Below are 15,592 nucleotides of genomic sequence, written 5' to 3'. Positions count from 1 at the left end.
ATGCGGGGAAGGGGTCGGGTGGTGCATGGGGGGAGGTCAGAGGGGAAGAGCACCTGCGACGAGCTCGCCGCGGGCGACGACGGCCATGAGGTTCTCGGGGCGCAGGGTCTCGATGTCCTGCCACGGCTTGCCGCGGACCACGAGGAAGTCGGCACCGAGACCGGCCTTCAGCCGCCCCGTGGTGCCGGTCAGGCGCACCGCGTCCGCGGCATCCGAGGTGCCCGCGATGAGCGCGCGCTCGGAGCTCCACGAGAAGGCGGTCTTCATGAGGCGGAGCTCCTCGAGCTGGTCGCCGAAGCGCACCATGACGCCGTTCGCGTCGGTGCCGAGCACGAAGCGCACACCGGCCGCGGCCGCGCCCGTGAAGTTCGCGTCCCGCTCGATCACCACGGCGCGCGCCTTCTCGGCCGCCTCGTCGCTGACCGGGATGCGGCGATCGGCGATCGCGTCGTTGATGAGCAACGTGGGAGCGATCGGCACGTTGCGCTCGATCAGTGTCTCCCAGTGGCGCTCCTCGATGCCGGTTCCGTGCTCGAGCGAGTCGACCTCGAACCGCAGGGCGATGTCGACGCCTTCCGCGCTGTGCGTGTGGGCGGCGACGAGCATGCCCAGAGCGTGCGCCTCGTCGACCGTCGCGGCGATCTCCGCATCCGTCTGGTTGCGCCAGCCGACCTTGTCGCCCATCGAGAGCACGCCACCGCTCGTGTAGATCTTGATGCCGTCCGCACCGGCCCGCGCCCACTGGCGCACGAGCTTGCGGCACTCGTCGGGCGAGTCGGCGACCGGCGGACGGTGCGGGTAGTGGGGCGGCGTGAACAGGTCGCCGTGACCGGCGGTCATGCCGACGGGCCCGTTCACGAGCAGGCGGGGGCCGGGGACGAGTCCCGCCTCCAGCGCACGGGCCACGGCGTACTGCACCTCGCTGCCGGACAGGTCGCGCAGGGTCGTCACGCCCGCTGCTGCCGCACGTCGCGTGTGCGCGAGGACGTGCAGGGACCGCTCGGCCGCCGGAGTGATGAGCGGCCAGGTGAGCCAGTCGGCGCCGGGGGCGGCGGATGCGTCGAGGTGAACGTGCGTGTCGATCAACCCGGGGATGAGGCTGTACTCGGGCGTACCCTCGGTGCTCTCGACGGCCGTGATGCGCCCGTCCTGCCAGGACAGGCGGGCCGCACCGAGATCGCGCTCGCCGTCCCAGACGTGCAGGACGGGGGTGGTGACAGAGGTGGACACGGCGATCTCCCGGGGGCGAGGAGGGCGGAGGGGGACGGGGTGGGCAACGCTGACCGATCGTCACGATACCGAGGAACATGGCCGACAAATCGACAAGTGTTGACATACGGCGGAATATTTACCGAAGCGAAACACGAGCAACACGCAAGAAATCGCCATCGGAGATGATTTGAGCGACCGATCCCGTGTCGTGGGAACGCTCACTTATCGACAAGCAGCCCGACAGGAGCTTCCATGCAGACCGCCGAGATCCAGACCGGGCGCCGTGTCGTCGTGGTGCTCGAACCCGGGGACGAGATCCTCACCTCGCTCGCCGACGCCTGCCGTCGCCACGGCATCACCCAGGCGGCGATCTCGACCTTCAGCGGTGCGTTCCGCACCGTGCGCCTCATCGCGGCGGAGACGCCCGCCGCGGATCCCGAGGCTCCCATGCCGACCGCCGTCGACGTTCCCTACACGGAGGGCCTCGGCTCGGGCACGATCACGACAGCATCCGATGGCGCGCTCGTGGTCCACGTGCACGTGGCGGTCGGAGTGAAGGACGACGCCGCGCGTGCCTACGCGGGGCATCTCCTCTCGGGCGAGACGCACTATGTCGTCGAGGTGGTGCTGGAGGAGATCCTCTCCCCCGTCCTGGAGCGGCGTCCGCATCCGGATTCCGCGGGACTTCCGATCCTTCAGATCCCGGTCGCGACTGCGCCATGATGTTGTCAGCCGTGCTCGCGACCCGGAAGGTCCCGCTGTGACGTATCTGCCGCTGCCCCGCCCGCTCGGCGATCGCGCCCACCTTCGCGTGCTCCACGGTCTGCTGCGCTTCGTACGCGAAGCCGCGGCCAGCCGCACTCCGCTGCCGGGGGAGTTGGATCTGACGGCGCGCCTCGAGTGCACGCGGCAGCAGCTGCGCAACGCGATGGCCGCCCTCGAGGCACAGGGCATCGTGCGCCGCCGACAGGGTTCGGTGACGACCGTGGATCCGATCGCGCTGCGACTGAGCGTGCGCCTGGAGGAGCAGTTCGAGCACACCGACCTGCTCGACCGCCTCGGCTACCAGTCGGAGGTGGAGACGCTCTCCAGCGGCACGAAGGCCCTCGGCCCGGATGCAGGGGCGCTCATGGAGCTGGCCGCCGAGATGCCCGCGCTCGCCGTGCGCAAACGCTGGCGCGCCGACGGCGTCGTGGCGATGATCGCCGACGACCTGCTTCCGCTCGACACCGCCGAGCGCAGCTTCGACCCCGACGAGTCCGTCTTCACCGCAGCCGCGAAGGTCTGGGGCGAGCCGGTCATCTGGGAGGTCTCGACGCCGGGCGTCGCGACCCTCCACGGCGAACTCGCGGCGCTGTTCGAGCGGGCGGAGGGATCACCCGTCATGACCTCCGAGATCGTGGGTATCGGCGCCAGCGGGCGCCGCCTCATGCACAGCTTCGAGTACCACGCGCCCGACATCGTGTCGTACTCGCTCGTGCGCACCGTCCGCCCGCCCTGGGGCGGCGCCTGAGCCCCGCATCCCCACCCGCGTGCGCGTCCGCGCGCGCTCGCATCCGGGTCCGTTCGCTCGGGTCGCGGTCGCCGTACGGGCGCTCCCTGAGCTCGCTCGCCTGTCACAGATCGCGCCTTACGCGTCGATCTGTGACAGGCGAGCGAGAAGGACTCGTGCTCACCTGTCACAAACGGCGCCGCGGGCCTCGATCTGTGACAGGCGAAGCAGGCCGCGGAGCGGAGAGGCGAGCAGGCCGCGGAGCGGAGAGGCGAGCAGGGGGCGGAGCGGAGCCGAGGCGGGAGGCGGAGCCGAGCGGGAGGCGGAGCCGAGGCGGAGAGGCGGAGCCGAGGCGGAGAGGCGGAGCCGAGGCGGGGGCGGGGCCGGCTCGGCTCCGCCGCGGGAGTCAGACCCAGAAGCCGACGTGCGCCTTCGCGGCCTCGTCCTCGAGCAGCGGGCCGACGACCTCGATCTCACGCTGACCGCGTGCGAACACCTCACGACAGGGCAGCGAGAACGTCGGGTTCTCGGGGTGGTCGCCCGTGAGCTCGAGCAGGCGGTGCTCGCTGAGCGCGTAGACCACACGGTCGATGCCGCACCAGTACGCGGCGCCCGAGCACATGGCGCACGGCTCGGCGCTCGTGAAAAGGGTCGAGCCCTTCATCCCTTCGGCTCCCAGCACCCGGAACGCGGCGGCGACCGCCTGCAGCTCGGCGTGCTGAGTGGGGTCGCCCTCGGGAGGCAGGGAGTTGTTGCCGCACGAGGAGACGACCTCGCCCGCGGCGCTCACGACGATCGAACCGAACGGATGCGTGCCGTGCGCGACCGCGTCTTCGGCGACCTGGATGCTCTGGCGCAGATGGGCGAGGTCGGCCTCTGTCAGTGGGTGCGTCACGAATCTCTCCTTGTGAACAAGTGCTACGAACCGACTTTCACCGTAGCGGGCAGATCCGCCAAAATCCGGGGTGAGCATTACGCGGGTGTTACAAGTCGCGAACGAGATTTGCTCCACTTGTCGACAAGTTGAGCGAAGCGGATAGCGTTCCGCTGTACCTCCCACCCGCATCCGAAGGGGACCCATGTCGCAGAACCACATCGCGCGCATCGACGAGACGGCGATCCGCGCGCTGCCCAAGGCCGAGGTGCACGTGCACCTCGAGGGCACGTTCTCGCTGCTCGACATGCTGACGCTGGCGAAGGAGAACGACGTCGCGCTGCCGGGCCCCGCCGCCACGCTCTTCGACATATCCACGCACGACACCTTCGCCGCCCCCGAGATCACGACCGGCGGCGGCACAGGAGCGGGCTCCGCGGGACTCAGTGGCTTCCTCCGGTTCCTGGACTGGCAGTGCGGGCTGGTCCGCACCCCGTCGCAGGCGGCCCGGGTGGCCTATGCGTTCGCCGCACGCCAGAGCGCCTCCGGCATCCGCTACAGCGACGTGATCGTCAATCCCACGCACTGGAACGCGTGGCGCGGACGCGAGCTCGACCTGCTCGACGCGCTCGGCGCCGGCTTCGACGAGGCGGAGCAGGACGGCCTCTGCCAGGTCGGCGTCGCATACTCCCTGCTGCGCAGCCAGTCCGGTGCCGAGGCCGAACGTCTGGTCGGCGAGCTCGTCGCCGCCAGGCCGCGTCGCGTGATCGCCCTGTCGATCGACGGTGACGAGAAGGTCACCGGCCGCACCGGCGAGAAGTTCCGCAGCGCGTTCCGGCTCGCCGCATCCGCGGGTCTTCACCGCACCGTGCACGCCGGAGAGTCGAGCGGACCGGAGGGCGTGTGGGATGCGGTCGAGCTGCTGCAGGCGGAGCGTATCGACCACGGTGTGCGCTCGATCGAGGATCCGGCCCTCATCGACCGGCTCATCGCCGACGGCATCAGTCTCGGCGTGTGCCCGCGCTCCAACCTGACGCTCGGCATCTACCCCGACTGGGACGCTCATCCCCTCCCGGGTCTGCTGGCCGCCGGCGTCGCGGTCACGCTGAACACGGACGACCCGGCGCCGCTGGGCACCACCCTCGAGGCGGACTGGGCGGTGGCGGCCGAGCAGTTCGGCTTCGACTACGCCGATCTGGTCGGCTTCGCCGCACGCTCCATCGACGCGTCGTTCGCCGACGTCGACACGAAGAGCCGGCTGCACGCCGAGCTCGCGGCCGTGAGCGAGGTCGCTCCGGTATGAGCGGTCGCCGTCGCCTGTCCCTCCTGGCCGCCGCCTGCGGCGCAGGAGCGGTCGTCGTGGCGACGGCACTCACCGGCGCGGCCCTGGCCCGCTTCGACGACACCGTGGAGCTCGCACCTCTCGTCGCCGGCTGGGATGCGCACTGGCAGGTCACGGGCACGAAGTCGGAGCCGCTGTACACCGAGCGCATCGACGTGCGCCGCGACGGCGACGCCTTCCAGGCGCGCATCGAGGTCATCGGTCAGGGCGACACCGCCCTCGGCACACAGCGCAGCGCCGTCTCGGTGGATGCGGCCGGCACCATCTCCTGGACCGAGGGCTGCACCAAGGACGCGGCGGACTGCGCCGACGACACGCAGCTGCGCGGCTTCCTCGCGACCGCCGCCCTCATCGCCCTGGATCGCCAGGGGCGACTGCCGGCCACCGGGACGGCCCGCACCCTGCACGGGACACCCGTGGTCTGCGTGGCCGATGCCGCGCTGCACCCGGATGCGGCCGCCGCCGACGTCCGACTCGACCCGTGTTTCGACCGCGCCACCGGAGCCGTGCTCGCGCACTGGTCCCCCGACAGCGCGGCCTTCGTGGGGGCCACCCTCGCCCCCGGCTTCACCGTCTCGACCTCCTGACCCGCACCACCCGAACCCGCAACACCCACCCGAAAGGACACCGCAATGCGTCTTCGCCCCCTCCTCGCCGCGGCCATCGCCGCGACGGCCGCGCTCGCACTCGCCGGTTGCTCCGGCACCGCCGACGCCACGTCGTCCTCCGCCGCATCCGATCACGTGATCCGCGTCGGCGCCCTCACCCCCGGCAACGCGAACGACGGCGCCTTCAACCAGGCACTGGCCGACGCCCTCGCCAAGCTCCAGGACGAGGGACTGATCACGTACGAGCTGCGTGAGCAGATGGCCGACCCCGCCACCAGCGAGCCCGTCGTCGCCGACTTCGCCAGCCAGGGCTTCGACCTGGTCATCGGACACGGCATCGAGCTCGGCGACGCGATCTTCTCCGTCGCCAAGGACTTCCCCGACACCCACTTCACCGCCTCGGGCGGCGCAGACATCCTCGACAAGTACACCGACAACGTCGAGACCTGGACCTACAGCACTCCCGAGGTCGGCTACCTCTCCGGCTACATCGCGGGCCTCACCCAGGCATCGCCGATCGGACGCGTGGAGAGCCTGGAGCTGGACTTCGTGAAGGCGACGGACTCCTACTTCCAGCAGGGCGCGCTCGCGGCCAACCCGTCGGCCGAGCTGCTTCCCGTCGTCTACGCCGGAAGCTTCGACGACGCCGAGGCCGCCGCATCCGCGACCACGGGCCTCATCGGCCAGGGCGCGAAGCTCGTCTACACGACCGGCGACGGCATCGCCGCCGGTGTCGGTGCCGCAGCCTCGAAGGCGGGCGTCCTCTCCGTGGGCGTCTCCCCCGCCGCCGGTGCCGAGGCGCTCAAGACAAATGTGTCCACGGTCGATCTCGACATGTACCCGATCGTCAAGGCGTGGGTCGAAGAGGTCGCCGACAAGAAGTTCGGGGGCAAGGGTGTCACCTCGACCCTCGAGAACGGCGGCCTGGTCTACCAGGACATCAACAGCGTCGACGGTGCCGTGCCGTCCGACGTCGCCTCGAAGGTCGACGAGCTCATCGCGGGCCTCAAAGACGGAAGTGTCACCATCTCCTGATGACCACCCCCACCCCTGAGACCGACCGGGCGCTCGTCGCCCGGTCGGTCTCCAAGAGCTTCGGCGCCGTCCGCGCCCTGGACGCCGTCGATTTCGCCGTGCGCGCCGGCACCGTGCACGCCCTCGTCGGAGAGAACGGCGCGGGCAAGTCGACGCTGGCCAAGATCCTCGCCGGCATCGAGTCGGCGGATGCGGGCACGATGACGCTCGACGGAACCTCCTATGCGCCCCGCGACCGCGCAGCCGGCAAGGGGCGCGGCGTGAACATGGTTCCGCAGCAGCTGAGCCTGGTGGGCGAGTTGAGCCTCGTGGAGAACCTGCTGCTCGTCGGTTCGACGCGCATCGCCCGTCGCGGCGCCGCACGCGCGGCCCTGGCGGACACCCTCGAACGCGCCGGAGTGAACGTCGACCTCGACATTCCCACCGCACGACTGAGCCAGGCCCATCGCCAGCTCGGCGAGATCGTCGTCGCCCTCGCCGAGGGCGCGACGACCCTCATCCTGGACGAGCCCACCGCCAGCCTCGGTCCCCGCGAAGTAGGGGGCCTGTTCGACCATCTGCGCACACTCTGCGCCCTGGGCACGGCGATCGTGCTCATCACGCACCGCCTCGAGGAGGTGCGTGCGGTCGCCGACGAGGTGACCGTCCTGTCGCACGGACGCCGCGTGCACCACGGCCCGGCGCGCGGGCTCTCCGCCGCCGAGGTCGCGCGGCTCATGGTCGGCGACCTCGAAGAGCCCGCCGTGCGCGCGCCCCGCATCCCGGGCGAGACGGTGCTCGCCGTGCAGGGCGTCCACGCCTCGTCGGACACGGATGCGGCGCTGACGGATGTGTCGCTCGATCTCCGCGCCGGCGAGATCGTCGGCATCGCGGGCGTCGCCGGCAGCGGCCAGAACACGCTCATCGACGTGCTGGCGGGGCTGCGGGCACCCGCATCCGGATCCCTCGTCTTCGAGGGACGCACAGCGCCCTCTGCCGTCGAGCTGCTCCGCGGGGGCGTGGCGTGGATCCCCGAGGAGCGCAGCGACGCGCTCGTTCCCGCCCTCTCGCTCGGTGACACGCTGGCGCTCTACGAGGCGGCCAGCGGCGTGCGCACCGACCGCCGCACCCGCGGTGAGGCGCGCGCCTCGGCCGGCGAGCGCCTCACCGCCTTCGATGTGAGACCCGCCGTCGCAACCCTCGCCGCGGGCGGTCTGTCCGGCGGCAACCAGCAGAAGCTGCTGGCCGCCCGCGAGCTCGGTCACAGCTGGCCCGGGGGCGCACCGCGCGTCGTGCTCGCGTACGGGCCGACCCAGGGGCTGGATCTTCGGGCGGCCCAGGCCATCCGCGACCGCCTCGTTCAGGCGGCGGAGGCGGGGGCGGCCGTCGCCGTCGCCTCGCACGACCTCGACGAGATCCGCGGTCTCGCCGACCGCATCGTCGTCGTCTTCGATGGACGTATCGTCGCCGACCTGCCCGCGGCGACGGCGACCACCGCCCGTATCGGCGCCGCGATGGCAGGGCTCGACCCCGCAGAGGAGACCTCATGACCGATTTCACCGACCTGCTGCCGACGACCGAGGAGCTCGTGCACCTGCGCGCCGTCGCGGCGGGGCACACGGTCCCCGACCTGATCGTGCGCGGCGGGCTCGTGCAGTCGCCCGGCACCGAGGAGTGGCTTGAGCGCGACGTCCTCATCGCGGGGCGGCACATCGCGACGCTGACGCCGTGGGACCACGTGCCGACCGCGGGCACCGAGATCGACGCGCGCGGATGCCACGTCGTGCCGGGCTTCATCGACACCCACCTGCACGTGGAGTACACGAACCTCACGCCGGGCGAACTCGCCCGCCTCTCGGTCGCCCGCGGCACGACGACCGTGCTCACCGACCCGAACGGCGCGGCGAACGTCTGGGGTGCGCGGGGGATGGACCTGGCGTTGTCCACGACGACGCCGCTGCACGTGTTCCAGCAGGTCTCGCCGACCACCCCCACCTCTTTCGCGCTGGAGCGCGGCGGTGCGGTCATCGAGGAGGAGGTCGTGCGCGCACGCCTGCACGACGACAACACCGCGACCCTCGGGGAGTCCAACCCGTTCGACTACGGCGAGCTCTCCACCGGTCGGTTCCGTGAGGCGCTCGTCGCGGGTCGCCGTCTCACCGGCCACACGGCGGCGCAGACGCACGAATCGCTCTGGGGCTACCTGGCGGCGGGCATCAGCGACGACCACAACGCCTCGACCGTCGACGAGGTGCTGGAGCGCACGCGCCTCGGCGCGATGATCACCGTCATGGGATCGTCGCTGGCCGACAACACGGTCCCCCTGTTCGCCGATCTCGAGGCGATCGAGCCGGCGCTTCGCCACCTGAGCTTCTGCGCCGACGACAAGCACGCTCTCGACCTGCACACCCAGGGCCACATCGACCACCACGTGCGCCAGGCGATCCGTTTCGGTGTCGACCCGCAGCTCGCGTACCGCATGGCCACCACCCAGCCCGCCCACTACTACCGGCTCGACCAGGTGCTGGGCCTGCTCGCCCCCTCCCGCCTCGCGGACCTCCAGGTCGTCCGCGACCTCGCCGAGGTGCGGCCGGAGGCCGTGGTCGTCGCAGGGCGCCTCGTCGCCCGAGACGGCGTGGCCCTCTTCGAGAACACCGACGTGCTGCCCGACTGGGCGCGCGACACCGTGCACCTGCCGGAGGATCTGCCGGCCGACCTGCTGCTCGTCGCCGCGCCCGAGGGCACCACGCGTGTGCGGGTGCGCGCGATGGAGATGTACAACGGCTACTTCAAGCGGGAGTTCACCGCATCCCTGCCGGTCGTGGACGGCCAGGTCATGTCCGACCCCTCGCAGGACGTGCTCAAGATCGCGGTCGTCGACCGCCACCACGGCGAGGCGCTCGCGGGGCACGGCTTCGTGAAGGGCTTCGGCCTCGGCCGCGGCGCGATCGCGATCACGATGAACTGCCCGAACATGAACATCGCGGTGCTCGGCGCGGACGACGACGACATGCGTCTCGCGGTCGAGGAACTCGGCCGCATGGGCGGCGGTTTCGTGACGGTCGCCGACGGCGAGGTCCTCGCCCGCGTCGCACTGCCGGTGGGCGGGATGATGAGCGACGCCCCGTTCGAGGAGACCGCCGCGGCCCTCGCGGCCGGGCACGCGGCGACCCACGAGCTGGGCTGCACGATCGCCTCGCCGTACATCATCCTGTCGTTCGTGGGGCTCTACGTGGTGCCCGACCTCGGCCTGACCGAACTCGGCCTGATCGACGCGGCGACGCAGCAGTTCGTCGACGTGCTCGTGCCGGGCCCCGTCGACGCCTGCGGACACGACCCCGAGGAGCACGCGTGATCCGTTCCTCCCGGATGCGGTCCGTCGCCCTGACCGGGGGCGTGGTCGCCGCGGTCGTGCTGGTGGCGGTCGCACTCATCCTCTTCGCCGGCGCCGACCCGCTCACGGGTCTGCGCGGGCTGGTGGAGGGGGTCTCCAGCTCGCCGTACCGCGTGGGCGAGCTGCTCGTGGGCGCGGCTCCCGTGGCGATCGTCGCGCTGACGCTGATCCCCGCGCTCCGGGCGGGCGTGTTCTCGGTCGGCGCCGAAGGCCAGGTCACGATGGGCGCGATCTTCGCGACCGCCGCCATCCTCTGGGTACGTGACGTGACGTCGGATGCGGCGCCCGCCGCCGTCTACGCGCTGGTCGGATTCCTCGCCGGTGCCGTCGGCGGAGCCGCCTTCGCGCTGGTGCCGGCCTGGCTCGCCGTTCGCTGGCGGGTCAACGTCATCCTCTCGACCCTCCTCCTGAACTACGTCGCCACCGGCTTCCTCGGCTGGACGCTGCGCACGTGGCTCGCCAGCGGCGAGGCGACGGCGACACCGCAGAGCGAGCGCCTGCCCGACGCGGCGGCCCTTCCCGCTCTCATCCCTGGCACCCGCGCGCACGTCGGCATCCTGCTCGTCGTGGTGGCCGTGGTGCTGTTCGAGCTGTGGCGCCGCTCGCGGCAGGCGACCCGCGTCGCCGTCTTCGCCGAGCGCCCCGCGCTCGCACTGCGCCTGGGCGCGACGCGGCAGCGGACACTCTACGGCACCATGCTCGTCTCCGGCGCCGGCGCCGGCGTCGTCGGATGGCTGCAGATCGCGGGCGTCAACGAGCGTCTGCTGGGCTCGGTCTCGGGCGGCGTCGGCTTCTCGGGTCTCGCCGTAGCCCTGCTCGGCGGCCTGCTTCCCGCGGGTATCGCCGTCGCGGCCGTCTTCTTCTCCGCCCTCACCGTCGGCGCGGTCGGGATGCAGTCGGCGACCGGAACCATCCCGTCGTCCATCGCGGAGGTCATCAAGGGCGTGCTGCTGCTGGGCGTCGCGGTGATCGCCGCGTCACGGCCGGGGCTCGTCGCCCCCGCGCATCCGGGGCTGGCTCCGGCGCCGGATGACGGCGCGTTCTCCGCCGAGGAGATCACGGATGCGGCGGCCGCATCCGGCGAACCGGTCGTCGAGGCCGAGATCGCCGCCGAGGAGGGCACCCGATGACCATCGCACTCTGGGCGTCGATCCTGGCCGGTGCCATCGCGCTGGCCGCCCCCCTCGTGATCGCGGGGATCGGCGAGGGCTTCGTCGAACGCGCGGGACGACTCAACCTCGGCATCGAGGGCATGATGATCCTCGGCGCCTTCACGGCCATCTATGTCGGCAGCTCGTTCGGCCCTTGGCTCGGTCTCGTCGCCGGCGCCGTCGTCGGCATCGCGCTGGCGCTTCTCATGAATGTGCTGGTATACACGCTCAAGGCGAACGAGATCGTGGTCGGTCTCGCGATCACCATGCTGGGCCTCGGACTGTCGACCTACCTGTTCCAGCTCTGGATCCCCGCCGGCCGGACGAACGTGAGCGTTCCGACGATCGCCCCGATCGATCTCGGCCTGCTCACCGACATCCCGCTCATCGGACCTGCCCTGTTCGGACAGAGCCCGCTCGTGTACGCGACGCTCGTGCTGCTGGCCGCCGCCTGGCTGGTCATGCGCTTCACCCGCTTCGGCCTGCAGGTGCGCGCCACAGGCTCGGATCCCGCATCCGCGGCCCTGCGCGGCGTGCGCCCGCGCAGCGTCGGGGCGCGGGCGCTGCTCATCGGCGGCGCGACGGCCGGCCTCGCCGGCGCCGTGATCGCCGTCGGGGCGATCGGCTCGTTCACACCCAACATGACGGCGGGCCGCGGCTACATCGTGCTCGCGATCGTGATCATGGGCCGGATGAACCCGATCGGCATCGCGCTGGGCGCCCTGCTGTTCGGCTTCCTCCAGAGCTTCTCGTTGCTCTCGCAGTCGACCAGCATCCAGCTTCCCAGCGAGCTCTACACGGCGCTGCCGTACCTTGTGACCCTCGTCGTGCTCGTTCTCACCTCCCGTGCCCAGCTGCGCCGCCAGCTGTCCCACCTCCGTCTGTCCTGACCCGAAAGGACCCGCCCATGCTCACCCGCCCGTCCCCCGTCGCCCCTCCCGCCGGCGAGCAGCACTGGGTCGACACCGCCCGCGAGCTCGCCGCCGGCTTCGCCGCGACCGTGGCCGCCGACGACGCCGAGGCGCGCCTGCCGATCGAGCACCTGCGCGCCCTCGCGGCCTCGGGGCTGGATGCGGCGTTCCTGCCGCGCCAGCACGGCGGCGAGGCGCTGTCGTACGCCACGCTCGGCGCCGTCGTGCAGACGCTCGCCGCGGCCCACCCCGCCGTGGCCACGGTGTGGCTCATGCACCTCGGGGCGGCGCACGCCCTCGTGACGCTGTCGTCCGACGAAGAGGCCGCCTTCTTCGCGGCGGAGCTGAAGGCGGGCAAGCGGTTCGCGAACGCCCTCAGCGAGCCGGCCGGCGGCAACCACTTCCTCGCATCCCAGCAGGACGCGGATGCGGTGGGCCAGGACTGGTCGCTCACCGGCCGCAAGCTCTTCGTCTCGGGCTCCGAGGCGGCCGACCACCTGTTCCTGAACGCCCGGATCGACGGCGCACCCGCCTTCTTCGGCGTCACCGTCGACGACACCGTCTCGTTTCCCCCGATCGAGGAGACCATGGGGATGCGGGCGACACGCAGCCGCACGATCCTCTTCGACGGCACGCCCCTGCTGCGCTCGCGGCTGACCGGTCCGCCCGCCCCCGATTACGCGAACCTCATCACGGTCGGCTTCGCGTTCCTCTCGCTCGGCATCGCCGCATCCGCGATCGACGCGATCGCCCAGACCGCGGGCAAGGTGCGCGGCGGCACGAGCCTCGCCGAGGCCACGTGGGTCCGCCAGGAGACCGGCATGGCGTGGGCGGAGCTCACGGCGGCGACGCTCATGGCCGAGCGCACGGCGTGGCTCGCCGACCAGCGATCCCCCGAGGCGATGCCCGCGGCGACCGAGACGAAGATGCTGGCCAACGAGGTCGCCAAGCGCACGGCAGCCCTCGCGGTCCGCATCGGCGGGGGCGGCGGGTTCCTCGTCTCCTCCCCCATCCAGCGCATCTTCCGTGACGCGCAGGCGGGCGCGCTCATGGCCTACTCCGTTCCGTTCAGCTCCGAACTCGTCGGGGGCTGGGTGCTGAGCGGGTGAGACCCCCGGGTGCCGCCTTCGCTCGGCGAAGCGGTGCCCGGGTCGGGGTGCGTGGCGGCGATGATCCGCCCGAGGCACGCCGAGGACCCCCCTCCTCGACGTTCCCGGCGGCCGCCGCCACGCATCCTTATGTTCGGCGTCCCGCCGTCTCGTCGTCAGGGCGTCGGTGGATACGCTGGAATGATGAGCCTCATCGATCCCCGCGAGAAGGAAGCCCGCCGCAACGCGAAGTACCAGGGGAGCCCGACCGCTCTGATCGCGACGATCCTGTTCGGGGTCGCATCGCTCGCGACGACGGCGGTCATCGGCTTCGGCATCGGCGGGTTCGTCGACCAGTTCCGCGTGATGAGCATCAACAGCGTCTTCAGCACGTGGGACACCGCCATCCCGATCTGGCTGCGCAGCTGGTCCCTGCCGATCGGCATCGTCGCCACGATCATCATGGTCGGTGCGTACGGCACGTGGAACCACCGGTACTCCGGGCGCACCGACGGCTTCGCCTTGCTCGGCCCGCTGCCCATCGTGCTGGCCGGTCTCACCCTGGGCTCCTGGTACGCCACCACGCTGTGGACCGCACCGGACGCGGTGGGCATCGCCATCGACCCGACGTTCGGGCAGAACGAGAACTGGGATGCGGGCGCGTGGATCATGTACGCGGCCCAGTGGTGGCTGCCGGGCATCTTCGCGCTCCTGACCGTGCTCACGCTGCTCGGCCGGCTGGGCGCCCAGAAGCGCCGTCGCCTGAACAACGAACTCGCGACGCATCTGCTCCAGAGCGGCGCGATGGTCGAGGCCGAGGTCACCGACGCCCCGCTTCGCGAGCCGAACTCTTCCCGGATGATGGCGGAGGTCACTCTGCGCTTCGAGGACACCGACGGCACGAGCCGCTGGGTGAAGTCCATCGTCGTCGTGCCGACGAAGCAGTTCCCCACCACCGGGTCACGGCGCCCCCTGCTCTTCGACCCGGCGGATGCGGGCAACGTCCAGCGCATCCTCTTCTCCCCGACCGGCGGCACCAAGCCCGGCGACTTCGTCTCCGTCTCCGCGGCCGACTGACCCGGCCCGCCCGGGGATGTCCCAGGCGCCGCGTAGCCTGAGAGCATGGCCACCCGTCGTCCCGCTCCCGCGCCCTTCCGCTGCACCGAATGCGGGTGGACGACGGCGAAGTGGGCGGGTCGCTGCGGCGAATGCCAGCAGTGGGGAACCGTCGTCGAAGCGGCGCAGCCGACGGGTGTGATGCGCTCGCTCACGCCCGTGACCCCCACCGCCGCGCGCGCGGCCCGGCCGATCACCGAGCTCACGACCGCGGAGTCGCCGCGGCGCGCGAGCGGCGTGGCCGAGTTCGACCGGGTGCTGGGCGGCGGCATCGTTCCGGGCGCGGCGATCCTCCTGTCCGGAGAGCCCGGCGTCGGCAAGTCGACCCTGCTGCTCGAGGTCGCCGCCCGCGCGGCTCGCGACGGGCATCGCGTGCTGTACGTGAGCGCGGAGGAATCGACCGCGCAGGTGCGCCTGCGCGCCGAGCGCACGGGCGCACTGCACGACGAGCTGTACCTCGCGAGCGAGACCGACCTCGCCACCCTCATCGGCCACATCGACGACGTCCAGCCGTCGCTGCTCATCGTCGACAGCGTGCAGACGGTGTCCTCCTCGCTCAGCGAGGGTCTCGCCGGACATCCCAGCCAGGTGCGCGAGGTCGCGGCGACCCTCATCCGCGTCGCGAAGGAGCGCGCGCTGCCGGTGCTCATCGTCGGACACGTGACGAAAGACGGCTCGATCGCCGGCCCCCGCCTGCTCGAGCACCTCGTCGACGTGGTCTGCCACTTCGAGGGCGATCGGCAGACCTCGTTGCGCTTCGTCCGCGCGCTCAAGAACCGCTTCGGTCCCACCGACGAGGTCGGCTGCTTCGAGATGACCGGAGACGGCATCAGCGAGGTCCCCGACCCCTCCGGCCTCTTCCTCAGCAAGGGCGCCCCCGTCAGCGGCACGTGCGTCACGGTCGCGCTCGAGGGGCGCCGCGCACTGCCGGTCGAGATCCAGGCGCTCGTCGTGGCCGCATCCGGGCCCAACCCGCGTCGCGTGGTGAACGGCGTCGAGTCGTCACGGGTGGCGATGATCCTCGCCGTGCTGGAGCGCCGCACCGGGCTGCGGGTCGGCGAGCGCGACATCTACGTGTCGACCGTCGGGGGTCTGAAGATCACCGAGCCCGCCACCGACCTGGCGATCGCCCTCGCCATCGCGAGCGCCGCGACCGATCGCCCCGTGGGGCATCAGGTCGCCGCGATCGGCGAGCTGAGCCTCACCGGCGAGGTGCGTCCGGTGGCGCAGCTGTCCCAGCGCCGCACCGAGGCCGGCCGCCTCGGCTACACCACGGTCATCGACTCCGGCGCGAAGGATCTGCTCTCCGCTCTCGGCCGGGTGCACATCCCCACCCCCGCCGCCTCCCACCGCTGATCGCGAGCCTGCCGCCTCCGCCGGCACACGTTTC

General features: G+C 71.6%; 14 protein-coding genes. 12 read left to right on the top strand and 2 right to left on the bottom strand.

What is annotated here, in order from left to right:
- Window positions 1-36: 36 nt before the first annotated feature.
- A complete protein-coding gene (locus QE377_RS09335) occupies window positions 37-1,230 on the bottom strand; it encodes an amidohydrolase family protein (RefSeq protein WP_307322231.1) in 1,194 nt (397 codons plus the stop codon).
- 234 nt (window positions 1,231-1,464) lie between these two features.
- Here QE377_RS09335 and QE377_RS09330 point away from each other — a divergent pair, with 234 nt between their 5' ends.
- Complete coding sequence (locus QE377_RS09330; RefSeq protein ID WP_307322229.1) at window positions 1,465-1,935, top strand: PPC domain-containing DNA-binding protein; 471 nt, start codon at window positions 1,465-1,467, stop codon at window positions 1,933-1,935.
- Between the two features lie 37 nt (window positions 1,936-1,972).
- Window positions 1,973-2,725 carry a GntR family transcriptional regulator gene (locus tag QE377_RS09325; protein ID WP_307322226.1) on the top strand — a complete coding sequence of 251 codons (753 nt, stop codon included), beginning with the start codon at window positions 1,973-1,975 and terminating at the stop codon, window positions 2,723-2,725.
- 385 nt (window positions 2,726-3,110) lie between these two features.
- Here QE377_RS09325 and QE377_RS09320 read toward each other — a convergent pair whose 3' ends face one another.
- A complete protein-coding gene (locus QE377_RS09320; protein WP_307322223.1) occupies window positions 3,111-3,599 on the bottom strand; it encodes a nucleoside deaminase in 489 nt (162 codons plus the stop codon).
- A 184-nt stretch (window positions 3,600-3,783) separates the two neighbouring features.
- On the opposite strand from QE377_RS09320, the gene add reads away from it, so the two are divergent.
- From add to radA, 10 genes are all read left to right on the top strand, one after another.
- Window positions 3,784-4,881, top strand: coding sequence for an adenosine deaminase (gene add / locus QE377_RS09315; protein WP_307322222.1), 1,098 nt, complete (start codon window positions 3,784-3,786; stop codon window positions 4,879-4,881).
- Window positions 4,878-5,507, top strand: coding sequence for a hypothetical protein (locus tag QE377_RS09310; RefSeq protein WP_307322219.1), 630 nt, complete (start codon window positions 4,878-4,880; stop codon window positions 5,505-5,507). Before add ends, QE377_RS09310 begins: the two co-directional genes overlap by 4 nt.
- A 45-nt stretch (window positions 5,508-5,552) precedes the next feature.
- Entirely contained in the window at window positions 5,553-6,563 is a 1,011-nt protein-coding gene (locus tag QE377_RS09305; RefSeq protein WP_307322217.1) for a BMP family protein, read from the top strand.
- Window positions 6,563-8,092: an ABC transporter ATP-binding protein gene (locus tag QE377_RS09300; RefSeq protein WP_307322214.1), complete on the top strand. Its 1,530-nt coding sequence runs from the start codon at window positions 6,563-6,565 to the stop codon at window positions 8,090-8,092. The genes QE377_RS09305 and QE377_RS09300 overlap by 1 nt, the downstream gene beginning before the upstream one ends.
- Complete coding sequence (locus tag QE377_RS09295) at window positions 8,089-9,897, top strand: adenine deaminase C-terminal domain-containing protein (protein ID WP_307322212.1); 1,809 nt, start codon at window positions 8,089-8,091, stop codon at window positions 9,895-9,897. The genes QE377_RS09300 and QE377_RS09295 overlap by 4 nt, the downstream gene beginning before the upstream one ends.
- Window positions 9,894-11,066 carry an ABC transporter permease gene (locus QE377_RS09290; protein ID WP_307322210.1) on the top strand — a complete coding sequence of 391 codons (1,173 nt, stop codon included), beginning with the start codon at window positions 9,894-9,896 and terminating at the stop codon, window positions 11,064-11,066. The genes QE377_RS09295 and QE377_RS09290 overlap by 4 nt, the downstream gene beginning before the upstream one ends.
- On the top strand, window positions 11,063-11,977 hold the full coding sequence (locus QE377_RS09285) for an ABC transporter permease (protein ID WP_307322206.1): 915 nt from the start codon (window positions 11,063-11,065) through the stop codon (window positions 11,975-11,977). Before QE377_RS09290 ends, QE377_RS09285 begins: the two co-directional genes overlap by 4 nt.
- 17 nt (window positions 11,978-11,994) lie before the next feature.
- Entirely contained in the window at window positions 11,995-13,107 is a 1,113-nt protein-coding gene (locus QE377_RS09280) for an acyl-CoA dehydrogenase family protein (protein WP_307322203.1), read from the top strand.
- Between the two features lie 183 nt (window positions 13,108-13,290).
- Entirely contained in the window at window positions 13,291-14,163 is an 873-nt protein-coding gene (locus QE377_RS09275) for a hypothetical protein (RefSeq protein WP_307322201.1), read from the top strand.
- 45 nt (window positions 14,164-14,208) lie between these two features.
- Window positions 14,209-15,558 carry a DNA repair protein RadA gene (radA, locus tag QE377_RS09270; RefSeq protein ID WP_307322198.1) on the top strand — a complete coding sequence of 450 codons (1,350 nt, stop codon included), beginning with the start codon at window positions 14,209-14,211 and terminating at the stop codon, window positions 15,556-15,558.
- Window positions 15,559-15,592 lie beyond the last annotated feature (34 nt).

The organism is Microbacterium sp. SORGH_AS_0862, assembly GCF_030818795.1.
In the GTDB taxonomy this organism is placed as follows: domain Bacteria; phylum Actinomycetota; class Actinomycetes; order Actinomycetales; family Microbacteriaceae; genus Microbacterium.
Note: the sequence above shows the minus strand (reverse complement) of the source record. Positions and strands in the feature narration are given on the sequence as shown.

Coding starts and splice junctions, on each gene's coding strand:
- QE377_RS09330 (WP_307322229.1), top strand. CDS start 1,465: ATGCAGACCGCCGAGATCCAGACCGGGCGCCGTGTCGTCGTGGTGCTC.
- add (WP_307322222.1), top strand. CDS start 3,784: ATGTCGCAGAACCACATCGCGCGCATCGACGAGACGGCGATCCGCGCG.
- QE377_RS09310 (WP_307322219.1), top strand. CDS start 4,878: ATGAGCGGTCGCCGTCGCCTGTCCCTCCTGGCCGCCGCCTGCGGCGCA.
- QE377_RS09305 (WP_307322217.1), top strand. CDS start 5,553: ATGCGTCTTCGCCCCCTCCTCGCCGCGGCCATCGCCGCGACGGCCGCG.
- QE377_RS09300 (WP_307322214.1), top strand. CDS start 6,563: ATGACCACCCCCACCCCTGAGACCGACCGGGCGCTCGTCGCCCGGTCG.
- QE377_RS09295 (WP_307322212.1), top strand. CDS start 8,089: ATGACCGATTTCACCGACCTGCTGCCGACGACCGAGGAGCTCGTGCAC.
- QE377_RS09285 (WP_307322206.1), top strand. CDS start 11,063: ATGACCATCGCACTCTGGGCGTCGATCCTGGCCGGTGCCATCGCGCTG.
- QE377_RS09280 (WP_307322203.1), top strand. CDS start 11,995: ATGCTCACCCGCCCGTCCCCCGTCGCCCCTCCCGCCGGCGAGCAGCAC.
- QE377_RS09275 (WP_307322201.1), top strand. CDS start 13,291: ATGAGCCTCATCGATCCCCGCGAGAAGGAAGCCCGCCGCAACGCGAAG.
- radA (WP_307322198.1), top strand. CDS start 14,209: ATGGCCACCCGTCGTCCCGCTCCCGCGCCCTTCCGCTGCACCGAATGC.